The following is an 18,825-nucleotide window of genomic DNA, read 5'->3' as shown; positions in this document are numbered from 1 at the left end:
CCAGCGTCAGACGCGCTGCCAGAGGGCCGGGACGTTCGGAGGCTCCCAGCCCGACTGGGCCTGGTGGCCCTGGAGACAGCGGTAGGTGGAGCCGCCGTACGTGACCGTGGCCCCGGCCGCGTACACCGTGCCGGCCTTCCACGTGCCGCCCGGCTCCGGCTCGCCCGGGCCGGGGCCCGGGCCGGTGCCGCCGGTCTTCAGCGTCAGTCCGTAGTTCGACAGGATCGGGTTCAGCGGCTGGAAGAAGGTGGTGCCGCCGCTGGAGCAGTTGCCGGAGCCGCCCGAGGTCACGCCTTGCGCCTGGCTGCCGGAGATGTACGAGCCGCCCGAGTCGCCCGGCTCCGCGCACACCGTCGTGCGGGTCACACCGGAGATCGTGCCCTCCGGGTAGGTCACGCTCGTGTTGTGCTGCTGGATCGTGCCGCAGTGCCAGCCGGTCGTCGAGCCCGACCGGCAGACCGAGGAGCCCACCGGCTGGAGCACGGATCCGGTGACCTGCACGTTCGCGCCGCCCGCGCCCTTCACGTACGGGGTCGACGTCCAGCTGCTGTTCGCCGCGACCCACGCCATGTCGCTGCCGGGGAAGACCGACGCCTGGAAGCTGCCCTGCGCGACCTGGTTGAAGCCGCTGGTGGACTGCCCGGCGCGACCGCAGTGACCCGCCGTCGCGAAGCCCTGCGTGGTGCCCTTGGTCACCGCGAAGCCGACCGAGCAGCGTCCGCCGCCGCCCATGTAGTACGCGTCACCGCCCCGGATGTCGTACAGGGGGCGCGGCGCCTCGGCGCTCCGCACCACCCGCACCAGCTCCCTCGGCACCCCGGTCGCGGCGGCCAGGCGCGCCCCGGCGCCGGCCCGGACCTCCTCGACGACCAGGACGTTCGCCCGCACGTCCACGTACCGGACCGGCGCCTCGGCGCCCGCCGCCCGGTCCAGGGCCTCCTTCGCCCGCTCCAGGGCGGAGAGGTCGTGCCGGACCAGCCGGGCCGTCGCCCCGGCCTCCCGGATCGCGGCCAGGTCGGAGGCCCGGGTGGTGGCCACGGTCAGGGCGCCGGACTCGGCGCCCGCGACCCAGGCGCCGGCGAAGGAGCCGGCCAGCCGGTCGCGGAGCCGGGCCGCGGTGGCGCCCGCCTCGGCCTCGTTCACCAGGCGGCGCTCGGCCTGGGCCCGGGTCAGGCCCAGATCGCGGCCCATCGCGGCGAGCAGCTCGGGCCGCGCCTCGGCGGCGCCGAGCGTCCGGGCGGCGCTCTGCAAGGCGGGGGCGGTCCCGGGGGAGGGCTGCGCGGCGCCGGCGGAGCCGGTCTGCAGTCCGGCCAGCACCATCCCGGCGGCGGCCAGCGCGGTACACGCCGCGCGGGCGTGTCGTCGGAGCATGGGGAGTCTCCTCGGTTCTCGGTGGGGGATCTGCGGAGAACCGTAGGAACAGGCCCGGCCGGGCGGGAGCCTCCACCCGGCCCCTCCCCGGGCGTTATGGCCCCGGGCGGTGTCGGTGGCGGCCGGTACGGTGCGCCCATGAGCGTTCCCGAGGTCGTCCCTATCGCGTACGAGCCCGACCACCGCACCGCCACCATCGGCCGGTGGGACGGCGGCCAGTTCCTCGCCTCGGTCACCGCCGGCTTCCCGGAGGGGTGGACCCCGGTGGCCGACTGGCGGCGCCACAAGCGCTGGTTCGCCGTCCTGCACCGCTTCGACGGGGCGGGGCGCCACCTGGGGTCGAGCATCACGTCCACCGGGACGGCGGAGGACGACGAGCGGCGGGCCGTCGAGGACGCCGGCGCCCTCCTCGACGGGTGGCTGGACGCCCTGCCCGGGCGGAGGTACGAGTCGATCGCCGTCGCGCCCTTCGCCGTACGGTTCGAGGGGGTCCTGTTCGGACTGGTCGCGGAGAACCACGGCGAGGAGAACCCGGACGGGAAGGACTGGGCCGAGCTCTATCCCGACGGGCTCGGCTTCACCGATCCCTGGGACGGCACGTACGACACCTGACGAGCGGTCAGGACAGCGCGTCCGCCGTCCGGCCCGCACTGCGGGACAGCGCCTCCGCGTGCGCGTCGCGGGCGTGGGCGAGGACGGTGGCGGCGCGGGCGGCCGCGCGACCCTCGGGGTGCCAGCCGAGGAGGTGGCGCCAGAGGAGCGGGGCGCCGGTCAGGGGGCGGGTGACGATGCCCGGGGTGGCCGGGAAGGTCGCCCGGCAGAGGCCCACCGCGCGGCCCACCTGGACCAGGTGGACGCAGGACGCGGTGTCCGTCTCGTACACCCGGGCGGGGGTGAAGCCGGCGCGCACGCAGGCGGCGGCGAAGCAGTCGCCGAAGCAGCCGTCGCCGGGCACGTCCGTCCAGTCCTCGGCGGCGAGTTCGGCCAGTGCCACCTGCGGGCGGGCGGCCAGCGGATGGCCGGTCGCCAGCATCACGTACACCGGGTCGCGGGCCACCTCCGTCCAGGCGAGCCGGCCGGCCTCCGGCGGGGCGCTCTCGCCGCAGACGCCGACGAGCGCGAAGTCGAGCCGCCCGGCGACCACCCCGCGGGCGACCTCCCGCTCCGACCAGGAGGTGTACGTGGTCACCTGCGCGTCCGGCTCCGTCCGGGCGAGCCGGTCCACGAGGCCGCCGAGCAGCGGGCCGTGCGTCCCGCCCAGCCGGTGGCCGGCGGCGCCGTCCCGGGCGAACCGGACGGCCTCCTCCTGGAGTCCGCAGACGGCGGGCAGCACCACCCGGGCCCGCTCCAGCACCAGATCACCCAGCGCCGTGGCCCGCACTCCTTCCCGCCCGCGGACGAACAGGGCGCCGCCCAGGGCCCGTTCGATCCGCTTCAACTGCGCGCTGAGGGCCGGCTGCGCCAGTCCGAGGGCGGTGGCCGCACGGGTGAGGCTGCCGGCCTCCGCGATGGCCCGGACCGTCTTCAGATGCCGCAACTCCAAGTCCATGCACCCAGCTTGACGGCGTCCGCCTGACAGGTCCAGACCAAGGAAAGTCCTATCGGGCGCGAAGCCGCTCCGGCAGCCAGCGCAGTTGCGCCGCCTGCTGGAACACGCCGCCGCCCTCGTGGTCGTTGAAGTCGTAGACCTCGATCGCCTTGTCCTCGTGCGCGTACGCGTTGAACGCGGCGAACACCGTCGACGGCGGGCAGGTCTGGTCCTCCAGGGCGGTGGAGAACAGCGCCGGAGCCGTCGCGCGGGCCGCGAAGTGCACCCCGTCGAAGTAGGCGAGGGTCTCGGCGACCCGCTCCCGCCGGCCCCGGTGCGTCTTCAGGTAGTTGCCGATCTCCCGGTACGGCGTGCGGTCCGTGACCGTCGTCGCACGCGGGAAGTCGCAGAGGAACGGCACGTCGGGCGCCACCGCCGCCAGATCCCGCACCAGACCCGAGACGGCGACCGCGATGCCGCCGCCCTGGCTGATGCCCGCCACGGCGGTGCGGGCCGCGTCCGCGAGCGGATGCGAACGGGCCGCCTCCACCGCGCGCACCGCGTCCGTGTACACCCGCCGGTAGTAGTACGCCTCCGGGTCCTCGACGCCCCGCGTCATGAACCCCGGGAACGCCGGCGCGCTGCCCACCGGATCGGCGGTGTCCCCCGGCGCCCAGCCGCTGCCCTGGCCGCGCGTGTCCATCACGAAGTGCGCGAACCCGGCCGACGCCCACAGCAGATGGCTGTGCGCCAGGCCGCGCCCGCCGCCGTACCCCACGAACTCCACGACGACCGGCACCGGTTCGGTGATCCCCGCCGGGAGGACCAACCACCCCTTCACCGGCTGCCCGCCGAACCCGGCGAAGGTCACGTCGTACGTCTCCACCGTCGCGAGCCCCGTCGCCACACGTGCGAACCGCGCGTCCAGCTCGTGCTCCCGCGCCTCCCCCAGCGTCTTCGCCCAGAAGGCGTCGAAGTCCTCGGGCTCGGTCGACGCGCTGCGGTACTCGCGGAGCCGGTCGAGGGGGAGGTCGAAGAAGGGCATGCGCACCGCCTGGTCAGAAAGCCACGTCCGAGAGGTCGACCGGTCCGACCGGCCCGGCCCACCCTAGCCCGCACACCCGCCGAATTCATATACGTGAACGCCGCCGCACGGGCGTGCTCGACGTCCCTCCCCGGTGGGCAGCATGAAGGTGCGCCGCGCGAGCCTTCTTCACGGACGGGGGCGCGGAGGCCAAGGTGGGGGCCGGAACGGCGAACGGAGGGGTGCGGTGAGGGTCGGAGTGCTCAAGGAGGCACGGGACGGCGAGCGGCGGGTGGCGGCGACGCCCGCCACGGTGGAGCGGATCCGCGGGCTCGGCTACGAGGTCGTCGTCGAGCCGGACGCGGGCGCGGCGGCGGGCTTCCCCGACGACGCCTACGAAGCGGCCGGCGCGCGGATCGGCGACGCGGTGGAGGCGGACGTCGTCCTCGGGGTGAACGCCCCGGGGCCGGACCGGCTGGACCGGATGCGCCCCGGGGCCGCGGTCATCGCGCTGTTTGCCCCGGCCTCCGACCCGGCGGCGGTCGAGGAACTGGGCCGGCGCCCCCTCACCGTCCTGTCCCTGGACGCGGTGCCCCGCATCAGCCGCGCCCAGTCCATGGACGTCCTGTCCTCGATGGCGAACATCGCCGGCTACCGCGCGGTGATCGAGGCGGCCCACGCCTTCGGCCGCTTCTTCACCGGCCAGGTGACCGCCGCCGGCAAGGTCCCGCCGGCCCGGGTCCTCGTCGCCGGCGCGGGCGTCGCCGGACTCGCCGCGATCGGCACCGCCGGCTCGCTCGGCGCGATCGTCCGGGCCACCGACCCGCGCCCCGAAGTGGCCGACCAGGTCCGCTCGCTGGGCGGCGAGTACCTCGCCATCGACTCCCCGGAGACGGAGGTCTCGGCCACCGGCTACGCCAAGGAGATGGGCGACGACTACAAGGCCCGCGAGGCCGCCCTCTACGCCGCCGAGTGCCGCGAGGCCGACATCGTCATCACCACCGCCCTGATCCCCGGCCGCCCCGCGCCCCGCCTCATCACCGCGGAGACGGTCGCCGCCATGAGACCCGGCTCGGTGATCGTGGACATGGCCGCCGCCAACGGCGGCAACGTCGAGGGCACCGTGCCGGGGGAGCGGATCGTCACCGCGAACGGCGTCACCATCCTCGGCCACACCGACCTGGCGGGACGCCTGCCCGCCCAGGCCTCCCAGCTGTACGGCACCAACCTCTTCCACCTGCTCACCCTCCTCACCCCCGGCAAGGACGGCGTCCTCGTCCTGGACTGGGACGACCCCGTGCAGCGCTCGGTCACCGTCGTACGCGACGGGGAACCGTCCTGGCCCCCGCCGCCCGTCCAGGTCTCCGCCGCCCCCGCGCCCGCCGACGACACCCCGCGGCCCGTGTCCCCGGTGAAGGAGCCCATGACGGCGGGGCGCCGCTTCACCGGCGTCGCCCTCGGCGCCCTCGCGCTCCTCCTCGCCGTCGGCTTCGCCCCGGCCGCGCTCCTGCCGCACGTCACCGTCTTCGTGCTCGCGATCGTCATCGGCTACTACGTCATCGGACACGTGCACCACGCCCTGCACACCCCGCTGATGTCGGTGACCAACGCGATCTCCGGGATCATCCTGGTCGGCGCGCTCCTCCAGATCGGACACGGCGGCACCCTCGTCACCGTGCTGTCGGCCGCCGCGATCCTGCTGGCGAGCATCAACGTGTTCGGCGGCTTCGCGGTGACCCGCCGCATGCTCGCGATGTTCAACAGGAGCTGACATGTCCGCCACCCACGCCGCACAGGCCGCCTACCTCGTCGCCGCGCTGCTGTTCATCCTCGCCCTCGCCGGTCTCTCGAAGCACGAGTCGGCCCGCCTCGGCAACGCCTTCGGCATGCTCGGCATGGGCGTCGCCCTCGTCGCCACGGTCGTCCTCGCCGCCGACCGGGGCATCGCCGCCGGCGCCGCCGGGCTGCTGGCCGCCGCCATGCTCGCCGGCGCCGTCATCGGCCTGTGGCGGGCCCGGGGCGTCGAGATGACCGGCATGCCCGAGCTGATCGCGCTCCTGCACTCCTTCGTCGGGCTCGCCGCCGTCCTGGTCGGCTGGAACGGCTACCTGGAGGTCGAGCGCCGCCCCGGCGGCCCCGAGGCCGCCGCCCTCGACACGGTCGGGACCCTCGGCATCCACCACGCCGAGGTCGTCATCGGCGTGTTCATCGGCGCCGTCACCTTCACCGGCTCCGTCGTCGCCTATCTGAAGCTCGCCGGCCGGATCGACTCCAGACCGCTCATGCTCCCCGGCAAGAACGTCCTCAACGTCGGCGCGCTCGCCGTCTTCGCCGTCCTCACCGCCCGGTTCACCGTCGTGCCCTCCCTCGGGGTGCTGATCGCGGCGACGGCCGTGGCGCTGGCGCTCGGCTGGCATCTGGTCGCGTCGATCGGCGGCGGGGACATGCCCGTGGTCGTGTCGATGCTCAACAGCTACTCCGGCTGGGCGGCCGCCGCCTCGGGCTTCCTCCTCGGCAACGACCTGCTGATCGTCACCGGCGCGCTCGTCGGCTCCTCGGGCGCCTACCTCAGCTACATCATGTGCCGGGCGATGAACCGCTCCTTCCTCTCCGTCATCGCCGGCGGCTTCGGCATGGAGGCCCCGGCCGGCTCGCGGGTCGACTACGGCGAGCACCGGGAGATCACCGCCCGGGGCGCCGCCGAACTCCTCGGCGCCGCCCGCTCGGTGGTCATCACCCCCGGCTACGGCATGGCCGTGGCCCAGGCCCAGTACCCGGTGGCGGAGCTCGCCTCCAAGCTCCGCGCCCGGGGCGTCGAGGTCCGCTTCGGGATCCATCCGGTCGCCGGCCGGCTCCCCGGGCACATGAACGTCCTGCTGGCCGAGGCGAAGGTGCCGTACGACATCGTCCTGGAGATGGACGAGATCAACGGCGACTTCGCCGACACGGACGTCGTCCTGGTCATCGGCGCCAACGACACGGTCAACCCCGCGGGCGCCGAGGACCCGGGCAGCCCCCTCGCCGGCATGCCGGTCCTCACCGTCTGGGAGGCGGGTCAGGTCATCGTCTTCAAGCGCTCGATGGCCTCCGGCTACGCGGGTGTCCAGAACCCCCTCTTCTATCGCCCCAACACCACGATGCTCTTCGGCGACGCCAAGGACCGGGTGGAGGACATCGTCAGCGCCCTGTGAACACCTGGTCGGTCGTCGTGACGACGGCGCAGCGGCCCGCCGCCCACTCCAGGGCCATCCGGTGCTCGCGCTCGGAGAAGTCCGCCACGGCGTCCGCCACGACGAAGGTCCGGATGTCGCGCATCCACGCGTCGCAGGCCGTCATCAGGACGCCGATGTGCGCGTACACCCCGGTGATCACGAGCTGGTCGCGGCCCTGCTCGCGCAGCAGCTCCAGGAGGTCGGTGCGGACGAAGGCGCTGTACTTCCACTTGGTGAGGAGGATGTCGCCGGGCTCGGGCGCGACCGCGTCCGCGACGGCGACGGCGTGCGGGTCGTCCGGGACGCCGGGGCCCCAGAAGTCCTGCTGGAGGCCCCGCTGTTCGGGCGTCTGGCCGCCGGGCTGGGCGGTGTAGACGACGGGCACGCCGAGCCGGGCGGCCTCCTTGCGGAGCAGGTTCAGGTTGGCCAGGAGGGCGGTGAGCGGTTCGGCGTCTTCGTCGAACGGGGCCAGGAAGTGGTTCTGGAGGTCGTGCACGAGGAGTACGGCCCGGTCGGGGTCGACGGTCCAGTCCACGCGGTTGGCCGGCAGCTCGCCGGGGCGGGGCATCGGATAGGGCGGGACGGCGGGGAGGCTCATGACGGTCCGTTTCGGAGGGGGGTGGCGGTGGGGCGAAGGGGTCGGTCAGGCGTCCGCGCGCTCCGCGCGGAGGTCCTTCTTGGAGATCTTCCCGACGCCGGTCGTCGGGAAGGCGTCGACGAACACGATGCGGTCGGGGACCTTGTAGGCGGCGAGGCCGCGGTCCCGCACGAAGCGCTTGAGCGCGAGGGCCTTCACCTCTTCGGCGCCCTGACGGCGGATGACGTAGGCGCAGCTGCGTTCGCCGAGGTACGGGTCGAACTCGCCGACCACGTTGGCGTCGTGGACCGAGGGGTGGGCCAGGAGGTGGTTCTCGATCTCCTCGGCCGCGATCTTCTCGCCGCCCCGGTTGATCTGGTCCTTCGCGCGCCCCTCGACGACCAGATGGCCGCTCGGGGTGAGCCGGACGAGGTCGCCGGTGCGGTAGAAGCCGTCCTCGGTGAAGGCGCGGGCGTTGTGCTCCGGGGCGTTCCAGTAGCCGCGGATGGTGTACGGCCCCCGGGTCAGGAGGTGGCCGGTGGTGCCGACGGGCAGGTCGGCGTCCTCGTCGTCGACGATCCGGATCTCGTCGTCCGGTGAGATCGGCCGGCCCTGGGTGGTGACGATCGTCCCCGGGTCGTCGTCGAGGCGGGTGTAGCAGACCAGCCCCTCGGCCATGCCGAAGACCTGCTGGAGGGTGCAGCCCAGGGCCGGCCGGACCCGGCGGGCCACCTCGTCGGAGAGCCGGGCACCGCCCACGAGGAGCACGTCGAGGGTGGAGAGGTCGTACGCGGAGCCGGGGGCCGCGTCGATCCAGGCGAGCGCGAGCGGCGGCACGAGGCCGGTGAGGGTCACGCCCTCGTCCTGGATCAGCGGGAAGGCCACGTCGGGCGCGGGCTGCGGGCACATGACGACCCGCCCGCCCGCGTACAGGGTGCCCAGCGAACCGGGGGAGGAGAGCGGGAAGTTGTGGGCGGCGGGCAGCGCGCACAGGTAGACGCTGTTCTCGTCGAGCGCGCAGATCTCGGCGGAGCCGCGCAGCGAGTAGACGTAGTCGTCGTGCGTCCGGGGGATGAGCTTGGGCACGCCGGTGCTGCCGCCGGAGAGCTGGAGGAAGGCCACGGCCGACGGGTCGGGGTCGGGCAGGTCGACGGGTTCGGCGGGGACGTCGGACAGCGCCTCGAAGGGGCCGGCGTCCTCGCCGGCGACGAAGACGTGCCGCAGCTCGGGGCAGCGGGCGAGGACCGTGGCGCCGAGGGCGCGGTAGTCGAAGCCGGCGTGGGTGTCCGGGACGACGTAGGCGGCGGCCCCGGTGAAGGAGCAGAAGTAGGAGATCTCCGACTCGCGGTGCGCGGGGAGCGCGAAGACGGGCAGCGCGCCCAGCCGGAAGAGCGCGAAGACCACTTCGAGGAACTCGGCGACGTTGGGCAGCTGGACGACCACACGGTCGCCGGCACCGATGCCGCGGGCGGCGAGGCCGGCCGCGAGCCGGTCGGCGCGCAGGTCGAGTTCGGCGTAGGTCCAGGCGCGCCGGGTCCCGCCGGGTCCGGCGAGGTCGACGACGGCGATCCGGTCGGGGTGGGCCGAGGCCCGGTCGCGGAGCATCGCGCCGAAGGTGAGCCCTTCCCACCAGCCGGCCGCCCGGTACCGCTCGGCGAACTCGGCGGGCCAGGTGGGGGTGGTGTACGGGACGGCCTCGGGGCCGTCGCCGGCGGCCGGGCGGGCGGAGGTCGGTGCGGTCACAGCGAGGCTCCCACGGCGTCCAGGAAGGTGCGGAACTTGGCGGCGGTCTCGGCGGCCTCGTCCTCCGGGACGGAGGCGGCGACGACGCCGGCGCCCGCGTAGAGGCGCAGGGTCCGCTCCTCCGCCTCGGCGCAGCGGATGGTGACGACCCATTCGCCGTTGCCGTCCGCGTCGCCCCAGCCGACCATGCCGGTGAAGAAGCCGCGGTCGAAGGGCTCGGTCTCCCGGATGACCTCGCGGGCCAGCGGGGTCGGGGTGCCGCACACGGCCGGGGTGGGGTGGAGCGAGGAGGCGATCTCCAGGGCCGACACCTCGGGGTGGGCCAGGGTGCCGGTGACCGTGGTGGAGAGGTGCCACATGGTCGCGGTGCGGATCAGCGACGGCCGGGCGGGGACGTCGATGTCGGAGCAGTACGGCGCCATCGCCTGGTGCACGGCGTCGACGACGACCGCGTGCTCGTGGAGGTCCTTGGCGGACTCCAGGAGGGCCGCGGCGCGGCGTACGTCCTCGGCGAGGTCGTCGCTGCGGGGGGTGGAGCCGGCCAGCGGGTTGGAGACGAGGCGGTCGCCGTGTCTGGAGACGAGGAGTTCGGGGCTGGCGCCGAGCAGGGTGCGGCCGGGGTGGGTGGGGAGCGCGAAGGTGTAGCCGAGCGGGTCGCGGCGGGCGAGCCGGCGGACCATGGCGGCGACGTCGGGCTCGCCGGGGCCGGTGAGTTCCAGGGTGCGGGCGAGGACCACCTTGCTGAACTCGCCGTTCCACATGCGGTCGACGGCGGATCCGACACCCTTGGCGTAGACCTCGGGGGACGGATGGGCGCGGACGGTCCAGGTGCCGGCGCGGGGGCTGTCGGCGGGCAGCGCGACGAGCGGGTCGGAGGCGAGGGCGGGGCCGGTGCGGACCGTCTCGGGCACGACGAGCGCGGCGGGCGCGTCCTGGTCGAAGGGGATGGCGCCCATCACGACGGCGGCGGCGCGGCGGCCGGCGCGCGCCTCGGCGAGGGCGTCGGCCACCCGCTCGGCGATCGGGTCGGAGCCGTGCGGGACCTCGCTCAGCACGCCGTGGGCGAGCAGGGTGCGGGTGGGCGTGGCGAGGAAGCGGTCGCCGGCGCGGAAGGCGTCGAGCAGGCCGGTGGCCGCGCCGACGGCGGAGGACGTGGGCGTCGGGGCGGGTATGGGGGCGGGGACGGGGGCGGTCGCCGCCGGCTGCGCGGCGATCTGGGGGACCGTCGACACGGGTGGGCTCCTTGGTTCGGTGAGGTGGATGGGCGGCGCGGGCCCGCGCGGGGCGCGGGCCGTCAGCGCAGGGTGGCGCCGCCGTCGACGTAGAGGTCCTGCATGGTGATGTGGCGGGCCCGGTCGGAGGCGAGGAAGACGACCGCCTCGGCGATGTCCTCCGGCTGGGCGATGCGGCGCAGCGGGATGCCGGTGCGGTGGGCGGCGAGGTCCCCGTCGAGGACGCTGTCGGGGACGGACCCGCTCTCCCAGAGGGAGCGCTGCATCGGCGTGTCGGTGGAGCCGGGACAGACGGCGTTGCAGCGCACGCCCCGGGCGGCCACCTCCAGGCCCAGACACTTGGTGAAGGCCACGGCGGCCGCCTTGGAGGCGGCGTACACGCTCATGTCCGCGCGGGGTATCCCGGCGGCGTTGGAGGCGACGGTCACCACGGAGCCGGAGCCCCGGGCGGCCATGCCGGCGACGACGGCGCGGGACAGGTGGAAGACCCCGGTCGTGTTGACCGCGAAGACGTCCGCCCAGTCGCGGTCCGTCGCCTCGACGGCGGGGCCGGTCCGCAGCACACCGGCGACGTTCACCAGGACGTCGACGGGGCCGAGTTCGCGGGTGACGCGCGCGACCGTCTCCGTCACGTCGTCCGGGGAGGTGACGTCGAGCCGGTACGGGACGACCGGTCCGGAGGCCGGGTCCGCGCCGGTGTCCGCGGCGAGCCGCGCGACGCTCCGGCGCAGTTCCCGCTCCGAGCGGTCGGTCGCCGCCACGGTGGCGCCGAGCGCGGCGAGGGCGCGGACCACCGCCTCGCCGATGCCCTGGGCGGCACCGGTGACCAGCGCCACGCGGCCCGCGAACTCGCCGCCCGACACCGTGGCGTGCGACTCGTTGTCGTCCATACCGATCTCCTTTGCTTAGGTAAGGCTAACCTAAGTCTTGGTGAGTGTGTATCAGTTCCCGCGCGGCGCCGTCGCGCGCAGCGCCTCGTCCAGCAGCGGGCCGATCTCCGCCAGCGCCTCGGGGGCCATCAGCTCGTCGTGACCCCGGTCGAGGACGTGCTCGGTCAGCACGCCCGAGACGTGCGCCGGCCACACCGTGCCCGGCGCGTCCTCCGGCGCGGTCGTCCGGGAGGCGGTGAAGAACAGCACGTCACCCTCGAAGCGACGGGTCGTGCTGCGCGAGAGCAGCCGTACGCAGTGCACGTTGGTGTCCACGATCGACCGCAGCAGCTCCTCGTCGAACCCGGCCAGCAGGCCCTGGCTGTCCCGGATCGCCGCGACGGCCTCCTCCCGGGACACCCCGGCCCGGCCGGACTCCTCCGCGCCGAGACCGGCCACCGAGAGCAGGAAGCCGTTCTCCTCCCGCTCCAGCCGCTCCCGCCAGTCCGGACCGTCCAGGTACGACCAGTCGTCCCGCTCCGGCGGATAGGCGTCGAGCAGCGCCAGGAAGGCGACCTCCTCGCCCCGCTCCTGGAGCATCGCGGCGAGCGTGTGCGCCACCGTCCCGCCGAAGGAGTAGCCCGCGAAGTGGTACGGGCCCTCCGGCTGCACCTCCCGGATCGCCGCCAGGTACAGCCCGGCCAGCTCCGCCACGTCGGCCACGTCCGGCAGCTCCCCGGCCAGACCCGGCGACTGCACGCCGTACAGCGGCCGTTCCGCGTCCAGGTGGCGCAGCAGCCCCGTGTACTGCCAGCTGAACCCGGACGCCGGGTGGAAGCAGAACAGCGGCGCCTTCGCGCCCTTCTCCCGCAGCGGCAGCAGCACCCGCAGCGCGTCCCGGCGCGAGTCCGACCCGATCCGGGCCGCCACGTCCGCGACCGTCGGCGCCGACATCACCGTGGCCACCTGGACCGGCACACCCAGCTCGTCGCGGATCCGCCCCACGAGCCGCATCGCGAGCAGCGAATGCCCGCCCAGCTCGAAGAAGTTGTCCTCCACGCCGACCCGCTCCAGGCCGAGCACGTCCGCGAAGATCCCGCAGAGCAGCTCCTCCCGGGCGTCCTTCGGCCGGCGCCCGCCGCCCGCGTCCGCGAACACCGGGGCCGGCAGCGCGGCCCGGTCGACCTTGCCGTTCACCGTCAGCGGCAGCGCCGCCAGTTCGACGAACGCCGACGGCACCATGAACTCCGGCAGCGTCGCCGACAGCAGCGCGCGCAGCGCCGCCGTCTCCGCCTCCGGATCGGCCCGGACCGCGTCCGACGCGGGCACCGTGTAGGCGACGAGCCGCTTCACGCCGTTCGCCCCGGCGTGCACGACCACCGCCGCGGCGGCCACCCCCGGAGCGGCGGCGAGCGCCGACTCGATCTCGCCCAGCTCGATCCGGAAGCCCCGGATCTTCACCTGGTGGTCGGCCCGGCCCAGGTAGTCGATCTGTCCGTCCTCGCGCCAGCGCACCAGGTCGCCCGTGCGGTACATCAGCGTGCCCGGCTCGCCGAACGGGTCGGCCACGAACCGCTCCGCCGTCAGCGCCGGCCGCGCGAAGTAGCCCCGGGCGAGGCCCGCGCCCGCCAGGTACAGCTCGCCCGGCACCCCGCGCGGCACCGGCCGCAGCGCGCTGTCGAGCACATAGGCGCGGGTGTTGTGGATCGGCCGGCCCACGCAGGACGAGACACTCATCTCCACGTCGGCGCCCAGCGCGTTGATCGTGTACTCGGTGGGCCCGTACAGGTTGTAGCCCATCGTGCCCTCGGTCTCCTCCAGGAGCGTCCACAGGGAGTCGGGCACGGCCTCGCCGCCGAGCAGGACGAGCGCCGGGCGGTGCCGGTCCGCGTCCAGCAGGCCCGCGTCGACCAGCTGCTGCCCGTATGACGGGGTGACGTTGACGACGTCGATGCCGACCCGGTCGTAGTGCGCCGTCAGGGCCGCCGGGTCGAGCCGCAGCTCCTCGCCGATGACGTGCACCTCGTGCCCGTCGACCAGCCAGAAGAACTCCTCCCACGACATGTCGAACGCGAACGACACCGTGTGCGCCACCCGCATCCGCCGCCCGCCCGCCAGCTTCACCGCCGGGTCGAAGATCCGCTCCCGGTGGTTGAGCAGCATGTTCACCAGACCCGAACCCGGCACCACCACGCCCTTCGGGCGGCCGGTCGAACCCGAGGTGTAGATCAGGTACGCCGGGTGGCGGCCGTCGCGCGGCTCGGTCAGCTCCTCCTCCGCGACCGGGGCGCCGGACAGCGCCGCCAGCTCCGCGACCGTCTCCGCCGCGTCCAGGGCCAGCGGCGGCACACCGTCCACGACCGGGACCCGGCCCGCCACCGCGTCCACGGTGACCAGGCAGACCGGCAGCGCGTCCTCGACCATCGCCGCCAGCCGGTCGACCGGGTGGTCCAGGTCCAGCGGCAGATACGCCGCCCCCGCCTTCAGCACCGCGAACAGCGCCACCACGAAGTCCGCCGAACGCGGCAGCCCCAGGGCCACCGTCCGCTCCGGACCCGCCCCGCGCGCGATCAGCGCCCGCGCCAGCCGGTTGGCCCGCTCGTCCAGTTCCACGTAGGTCAGCCGCTCGTCCTCGAAGACCAGCGCCGTGGCCTCCGGCGTCCGCGCCGCCTGCCGCGCGAACAGCTCCACCAGCGGCACGTCCGGCACCTCGTGCCCGGTGTCGTCGCCCAGGACCAGCAGGGCGTCCCGCTCGGCGGCCTCCAGGGTCCGCAGCCGGCCCACCGGGGTCGCCCCGCCCGCCGCGAACTGCTCCACGAGCAGCCGCAGCCGGCCCGCGAGCCGCCCGGCCGTCTCCCGGTCGTACAGGTCGGGCCGGTACGCCAGGCTCAGCTCCAGCGACCGCTCCGGGGTGACCGCCAGCGTCAGCGGGTAGTGCGTGCCGTCGACGCTGTGCGTCCAGCCGATCTGGTGCCGCTCCACCGCCTCCTCGCGCGCCGCGTCGTCCAGCGGCGTGTTCCGGAACACGTACAGCGTGTCGAAGAGCTGCCCGATCCCCGTCCCCTGCTGGATCGGACCGAGCCCCAGGTAGTGGTGGGGCAGCAGCTCCGCGTGCTCGCCCTGCATCCGCACCAGCAGGTCCCGCAGCGTCTCCGACGGACGCAGCGTCACCCGGAACGGCAGCGTGTTCATGAACATGCCGATCATCCGGTCGACGCCCGGCACGTCCTCCGGACGGCCCGAGACCGTCGCGCCGAACACCACGTCGTCCCGCCCGGTCATCCCGGACAGCGACAGCGCCCACGCCGCCGACAGGACCGTGTTCAGGGTGACGCCGCAGCCCCGCGCGAACGACCGCAGCCGGTCGCTGGTCTCCGCGCCCAGCGCGATGTCCACCACCTCGGCCGTCACCGGCTGCCGCGTCGGATCCGCCGGCGCCACCAGCGTCGCCTGGTCGAGGCCCGACAGATGGGCGCGCCACGCGGCCCGCGCCGCCTCCCGGTCCGTGCCGGCCAGCCGGCGCAGATACTTCCGGTACGGCGTCACCGGCGGCAGCACCTCCTCGCGCCCGCCCGCCCCGTACAGCGCGAACAGCTCCTCGAAGAACAGCGACTCCGACCAGCCGTCGGTCAGGATGTGGTGCTGGGTCACACACAGCATCCAGCGGTCCTCGGCGAACTTCAGCAGCGTCACCCTCATCAGCGGCGGCGCCGACAGGTCGAACCGGGTCGCCGCGTCCGCCAGCGAGAACTCCCGCTGCGCCTCGTCCTGCCCCGCCCGGTCGAGCTCCGTCAGGTCACGGACCTCCCACGGCAGCTCCCACTCCGCCGGCACCACCTGCACCGGGCCCGGCAGGCCCTCGTGCCAGAACGCGGAGCGCAGGTTCGGGTGGCGGCGCAGCATCGCGTCGAACGCCGAGCGCAGCGCGGCCGCGTCCACGGCGTGCCGCAGCTCCACGAAGTTCTGCATCAGATAGACGTCGAGCGCCCGGTCGTCGTACTGGGCGTGGAAGTACAGGCCCTCCTGGAGCGGCGCCAGCGGCAGCACCTCCTCGGCGCCCGGGAACACCCGCTCCAGGACCGCCCGCCCGGACTCGTCCAGGACCACCAGCGGCGCGTCCGCGTCGACCGCCGCACCGGCCTCCTTCTCCTCCGGCGTCCGGGCCGCGAGCGCCAGCGCCGCGATCGTCCGCCGCTCGAACACGTCGCGCGGGGTCAGGACCAGGCCCTCCTTGCGGGCCCTGGTCACCAGCTGGATGGAGACGATGCTGTCACCGCCCAGGGCGAAGAAGTCGTCGTCCACACCCACCGACGCGAGCCCCAGAACCTCGGCGAAGACCCGGCACAGCGCCTCCTCGCGCTCACCCGAAGGCGCCCGCGACCCCTCCGAGGCGCCGAACACCGGCGCCGGCAGCGCCGCCCGGTCCAGCTTGCCGTTCACCGTGAACGGCAGCGCGTCCAGCACCACGACCGCCGCCGGCACCATGTGGTCCGGCAGCGAGACCGCCAGCTCCTCGCGGGCCGCGACCGGATCGGCCGTCCCCGTCACATAGCCGACGAGCCGCTTCACACCCGGCGTGTCCTCACGGACCACCACCGCCGCCGCGCCGACCCCGGAGACCGCCGCCAGCGCCGACTCGACCTCGCCCAGCTCGATCCGGAAGCCCCGGATCTTCACCTGGTCGTCGGCCCGGCCCAGGTACTCGATCTCCCCGTCCGCGCGCAGCCGCGCCAGATCGCCCGTGCGGTACATCCGCGACCCCGGCGCGCCGTACGGGTCCGCCACGAACCGCTCGGCCGTCAGCGCGAACCGGCCCAGATAGCCGCGCGCGATGCCGTGCCCCGCCAGGTACAGCTCGCCGGTCGCCCCGGCCGGCACCGGCCGCAGCGCCGCGTCCAGCAGATACGCGCGGGTGTTGCCGATCGGCCGGCCCACCACCGGGGAGGCCGAGGCCGCCAGGTCCGCCGCCAGCGCGTCCACCGTGTACTCGGTCGGCCCGTACAGGTTCACCGACATCACGCCGGTCGCCGCCCGCACCGCCGACCACAGCGCCTCCGGCACCGCCTCGCCGCCCAGCAGCAGCAGCGCCGGCCGGTGCGCGGCCGGGTCGAGCAGCCCCTGGTCGAGCAGGCCCAGCGCGTACGTCGGGGTGACGTCCATCGTCTCGATGCGGTGCTCCCGCACGTACGACACGACGAACTCGGCGTCCCGTCGGCCCACCTCGTCCAGGACGTGCAGCTCGTGCCCGGCGATCAGCCAGAACAACTGCTCCCACGAGGTGTCGAAGCTGAACGACGCCGTGTGCAGGGCGCGCAGCCGCCGCCCGCCGGTCGCCTCGACCACCGGGCCGAAGACGTCCCCGATGTGGTTGGCGTACAGGTTCGACAGACCGCCGTGGGTGAGGACGACGCCCTTGGGGCGCCCGGTGGAACCGGACGTGTAGATGACGTACGCCGGATGCCCGTCCACCACGGGCGGGGAGGCGAACTCCGCCGGCGCCGCCGCCAGCGCGGCGGCCGTCCCCGGCGCGTCCAGGACGAGCCGCTCCGGCCCGTCACCGGCCTCCGGCAGCAGCTCCAGGCCGCGCGCCGTGGTCACCACGCACACCGGACGCGCGTCGTCGATCATCAGACCGAGCCGCTCCGCCGGATAGTCCAGGTCCAGCGGCAGATACGCGCCGCCCGCCCGCAGCACGGCGAGGATCGCCACGACCGTCTCCGCCGAGCGCGGCACCGCCAGCGCCACCACCGACTCGGGACCCACGCCCCGCGCGGCCAGCAGCGACGCGAGCCGCGCCGACCGCGCGTCGACCTCGGCGAAGGTCAGCGACTCCCCGCCGCACACCACAGCGACCTCGCCCGGCGTACGGGCCGCACGCTCCGCGAACACGTCCGCGACCGTGCCCGACGGCACGTCCCGCACCGCCCCCGGCCAACTGCCGCGCACCCGCGCCGACTCCGCCTCGGGCAGCAGGGGCAGCGCCCCGACCTTCGTCCCCGGCTCCTCCGCGATCCGGTCCAGGACGTGCGCGAGCCGGTCGGCGATCAGCCCGGCACGCCGGTCGTCGAAGACGTCCGGGCGGTACTCCAGGCGCAGCAGCGCCCGCTCGTCCAGGGAGACAGCGAGTGTCAGCGGGTAGTGGGTGGCGTCCTCGGCCTCGACGCCGGTCACCCGGACCCCGGCGGCGACGGTCTCGCGCGCCGCCGGGTCCACCGGGTAGTTCTCGATGACCACGAGGGTGTCGAACAGCTCGCCCGCGTCGCTCTGCCTGCGGATGAGCCGCAGCCCCAGGTGGTGGTGGGCCAGGAGGGCGTTCTGCTCGTCACGGAAGCGGCGGAGCAGCCCCTCGACCGTCTCCTCGTTCCGCACCGAGAGGCGGACCGGCACGGTCGTGATGAACAGGCCGAGCATCGACTCGACGCCGGGTATCTCGTCCGGACGGCCCGACACGGTCAGCCCGAACAGCACGTCCCGACGGCCCGTCAGACCGCCGACGAGCAGGCCCCACGCGCACTGGATCAGCGTGCTCGGCGTCGTGCCCAGGCGGCGGGCCGCCGCCGTCAGCCGGGCGGTGGCCTCCTCCGACAGCTCCAGCGAGCGGACGCCCGGCCGCACCGGAGTGCGCGCCGGATCGGGCTCGGCGACGAGCGTCGCCTCCTCCACCCCGGCCAGCGCCCCGCGCCAGGCGGCCTCCGCCGCCGGCGCGTCCTGCTCCTTCAGCCACTTCAGATAGGCGCGGTACGGGCGCACCGCGGGCAGCCCGGAGGCGTCGCCGTCCGCCGCGTACAGGGCGAGCAGATCACCGACGAGCAGCGGCATCGACCAGCCGTCGACCAGGATGTGGTGGACGGTGATGACCAGCCGGTGGTCGTCGTCCGCCATCCGCGCGAGCACCAGGCGCAGCAGCGGCGGCCGGTGCAGCTGGAAGCGGCGGGCCAGCTCGGCCCTGCGCAGCCCGGCGAGCCGGTCCTCCGGCGTGGCGCCCCGCGCCCCCGCCTCCGTCAGATCGACCCGCTCCAGGCCGAAGGAGACCTCCGCCGGCACGAACTGCACCGGCTGCGGCACCCCCTCGTGCCAGAAGCCGGCCCGCAGGTTCGGGTGCCGGCGCAGCAGCGCCGCCGCCGCCCGCTCCAGGCGGCCGGCGTCGACGGGGCCCGCGAGCCCCACCGACACCTGCACGGTGTACACGTCCGCCGCCCCGTCGTCGTAGACGGAGTGGAACAGCATGCCCTGCTGAAGGGGGGACAGCGGCAGCATGTCCTCGATACG

General features: G+C 74.6%; 11 protein-coding genes. 3 read left to right on the top strand and 8 right to left on the bottom strand.

Features of this window, described 5'->3' with window-relative positions; all coding sequences use genetic code 11:
* Nucleotides 1-6: 6 nt before the first annotated feature.
* Nucleotides 7-1,371, bottom strand: coding sequence for a carbohydrate-binding protein (locus ACF1BN_RS00140; RefSeq protein ID WP_392329301.1), 1,365 nt, complete (start codon nucleotides 1,369-1,371; stop codon nucleotides 7-9).
* 138 nt (nucleotides 1,372-1,509) lie between these two features.
* Between ACF1BN_RS00140 and ACF1BN_RS00135 the strand changes: the two genes are divergently transcribed.
* A complete protein-coding gene (locus ACF1BN_RS00135; RefSeq protein WP_392329300.1) occupies nucleotides 1,510-1,983 on the top strand; it encodes a hypothetical protein in 474 nt (157 codons plus the stop codon).
* A 7-nt stretch (nucleotides 1,984-1,990) separates the two neighbouring features.
* Here the strand turns inward: ACF1BN_RS00135 and ACF1BN_RS00130 are convergent, their stop codons facing one another.
* Both ACF1BN_RS00130 and ACF1BN_RS00125 read right to left on the bottom strand, forming a co-directional pair.
* A complete protein-coding gene (locus tag ACF1BN_RS00130) occupies nucleotides 1,991-2,920 on the bottom strand; it encodes a LysR family transcriptional regulator (protein WP_392329299.1) in 930 nt (309 codons plus the stop codon).
* A gap of 49 nt (nucleotides 2,921-2,969) precedes the next feature.
* Entirely contained in the window at nucleotides 2,970-3,944 is a 975-nt protein-coding gene (locus ACF1BN_RS00125) for an acetylxylan esterase (RefSeq protein ID WP_392329298.1), read from the bottom strand.
* 226 nt (nucleotides 3,945-4,170) lie between these two features.
* Here ACF1BN_RS00125 and ACF1BN_RS00120 point away from each other — a divergent pair, with 226 nt between their 5' ends.
* Nucleotides 4,171-5,694, top strand: coding sequence for a Re/Si-specific NAD(P)(+) transhydrogenase subunit alpha (locus ACF1BN_RS00120; protein WP_392329297.1), 1,524 nt, complete (start codon nucleotides 4,171-4,173; stop codon nucleotides 5,692-5,694).
* Nucleotide 5,695: 1 nt separating this feature from the next.
* Nucleotides 5,696-7,114: a Re/Si-specific NAD(P)(+) transhydrogenase subunit beta gene (gene pntB / locus ACF1BN_RS00115; protein ID WP_392329296.1), complete on the top strand. Its 1,419-nt coding sequence runs from the start codon at nucleotides 5,696-5,698 to the stop codon at nucleotides 7,112-7,114.
* Here pntB and ACF1BN_RS00110 read toward each other — a convergent pair.
* The 5 genes from ACF1BN_RS00110 to ACF1BN_RS00090 form a co-directional block, all read right to left on the bottom strand.
* A complete protein-coding gene (locus ACF1BN_RS00110) occupies nucleotides 7,101-7,733 on the bottom strand; it encodes an isochorismatase family protein (protein ID WP_392329295.1) in 633 nt (210 codons plus the stop codon). The genes pntB and ACF1BN_RS00110 overlap by 14 nt on opposite strands.
* 45 nt (nucleotides 7,734-7,778) lie before the next feature.
* On the bottom strand, nucleotides 7,779-9,455 hold the full coding sequence (locus ACF1BN_RS00105; RefSeq protein WP_392329294.1) for a (2,3-dihydroxybenzoyl)adenylate synthase: 1,677 nt from the start codon (nucleotides 9,453-9,455) through the stop codon (nucleotides 7,779-7,781).
* Entirely contained in the window at nucleotides 9,452-10,687 is a 1,236-nt protein-coding gene (gene dhbC / locus ACF1BN_RS00100; protein WP_392329293.1) for an isochorismate synthase DhbC, read from the bottom strand. The genes ACF1BN_RS00105 and dhbC overlap by 4 nt, the downstream gene beginning before the upstream one ends.
* 62 nt (nucleotides 10,688-10,749) lie before the next feature.
* Nucleotides 10,750-11,577: a 2,3-dihydro-2,3-dihydroxybenzoate dehydrogenase gene (locus ACF1BN_RS00095; protein WP_392329292.1), complete on the bottom strand. Its 828-nt coding sequence runs from the start codon at nucleotides 11,575-11,577 to the stop codon at nucleotides 10,750-10,752.
* Nucleotides 11,578-11,628: 51 nt separating this feature from the next.
* Nucleotides 11,629-18,813: an amino acid adenylation domain-containing protein gene (locus tag ACF1BN_RS00090; protein ID WP_392329956.1), complete on the bottom strand. Its 7,185-nt coding sequence runs from the start codon at nucleotides 18,811-18,813 to the stop codon at nucleotides 11,629-11,631.
* Nucleotides 18,814-18,825: the final 12 nt, after the last annotated feature.

Source organism: Streptomyces sp. NPDC014861 (assembly GCF_043081625.1).
In the GTDB taxonomy this organism is placed as follows: Bacteria; Actinomycetota; Actinomycetes; order Streptomycetales; family Streptomycetaceae; genus Streptomyces.
This window is presented reverse-complemented; position numbering and strand designations above follow the sequence as displayed.

Bases quoted from the DNA above. Each gene is read 5' to 3' on its own strand.
- ACF1BN_RS00130 (WP_392329299.1), bottom strand. From the start codon at position 2,920: ATGGACTTGGAGTTGCGGCATCTGAAGACGGTCCGGGCCATCGCGGAG.
- ACF1BN_RS00095 (WP_392329292.1), bottom strand. From the start codon at position 11,577: ATGGACGACAACGAGTCGCACGCCACGGTGTCGGGCGGCGAGTTCGCG.
- ACF1BN_RS00110 (WP_392329295.1), bottom strand. From the start codon at position 7,733: ATGAGCCTCCCCGCCGTCCCGCCCTATCCGATGCCCCGCCCCGGCGAG.
- pntB (WP_392329296.1), top strand. From the start codon at position 5,696: ATGTCCGCCACCCACGCCGCACAGGCCGCCTACCTCGTCGCCGCGCTG.
- ACF1BN_RS00090 (WP_392329956.1), bottom strand. From the start codon at position 18,813: ATGCTGCCGCTGTCCCCCCTTCAGCAGGGCATGCTGTTCCACTCCGTC.
- ACF1BN_RS00135 (WP_392329300.1), top strand. From the start codon at position 1,510: ATGAGCGTTCCCGAGGTCGTCCCTATCGCGTACGAGCCCGACCACCGC.
- ACF1BN_RS00140 (WP_392329301.1), bottom strand. From the start codon at position 1,371: ATGCTCCGACGACACGCCCGCGCGGCGTGTACCGCGCTGGCCGCCGCC.
- ACF1BN_RS00125 (WP_392329298.1), bottom strand. From the start codon at position 3,944: ATGCCCTTCTTCGACCTCCCCCTCGACCGGCTCCGCGAGTACCGCAGC.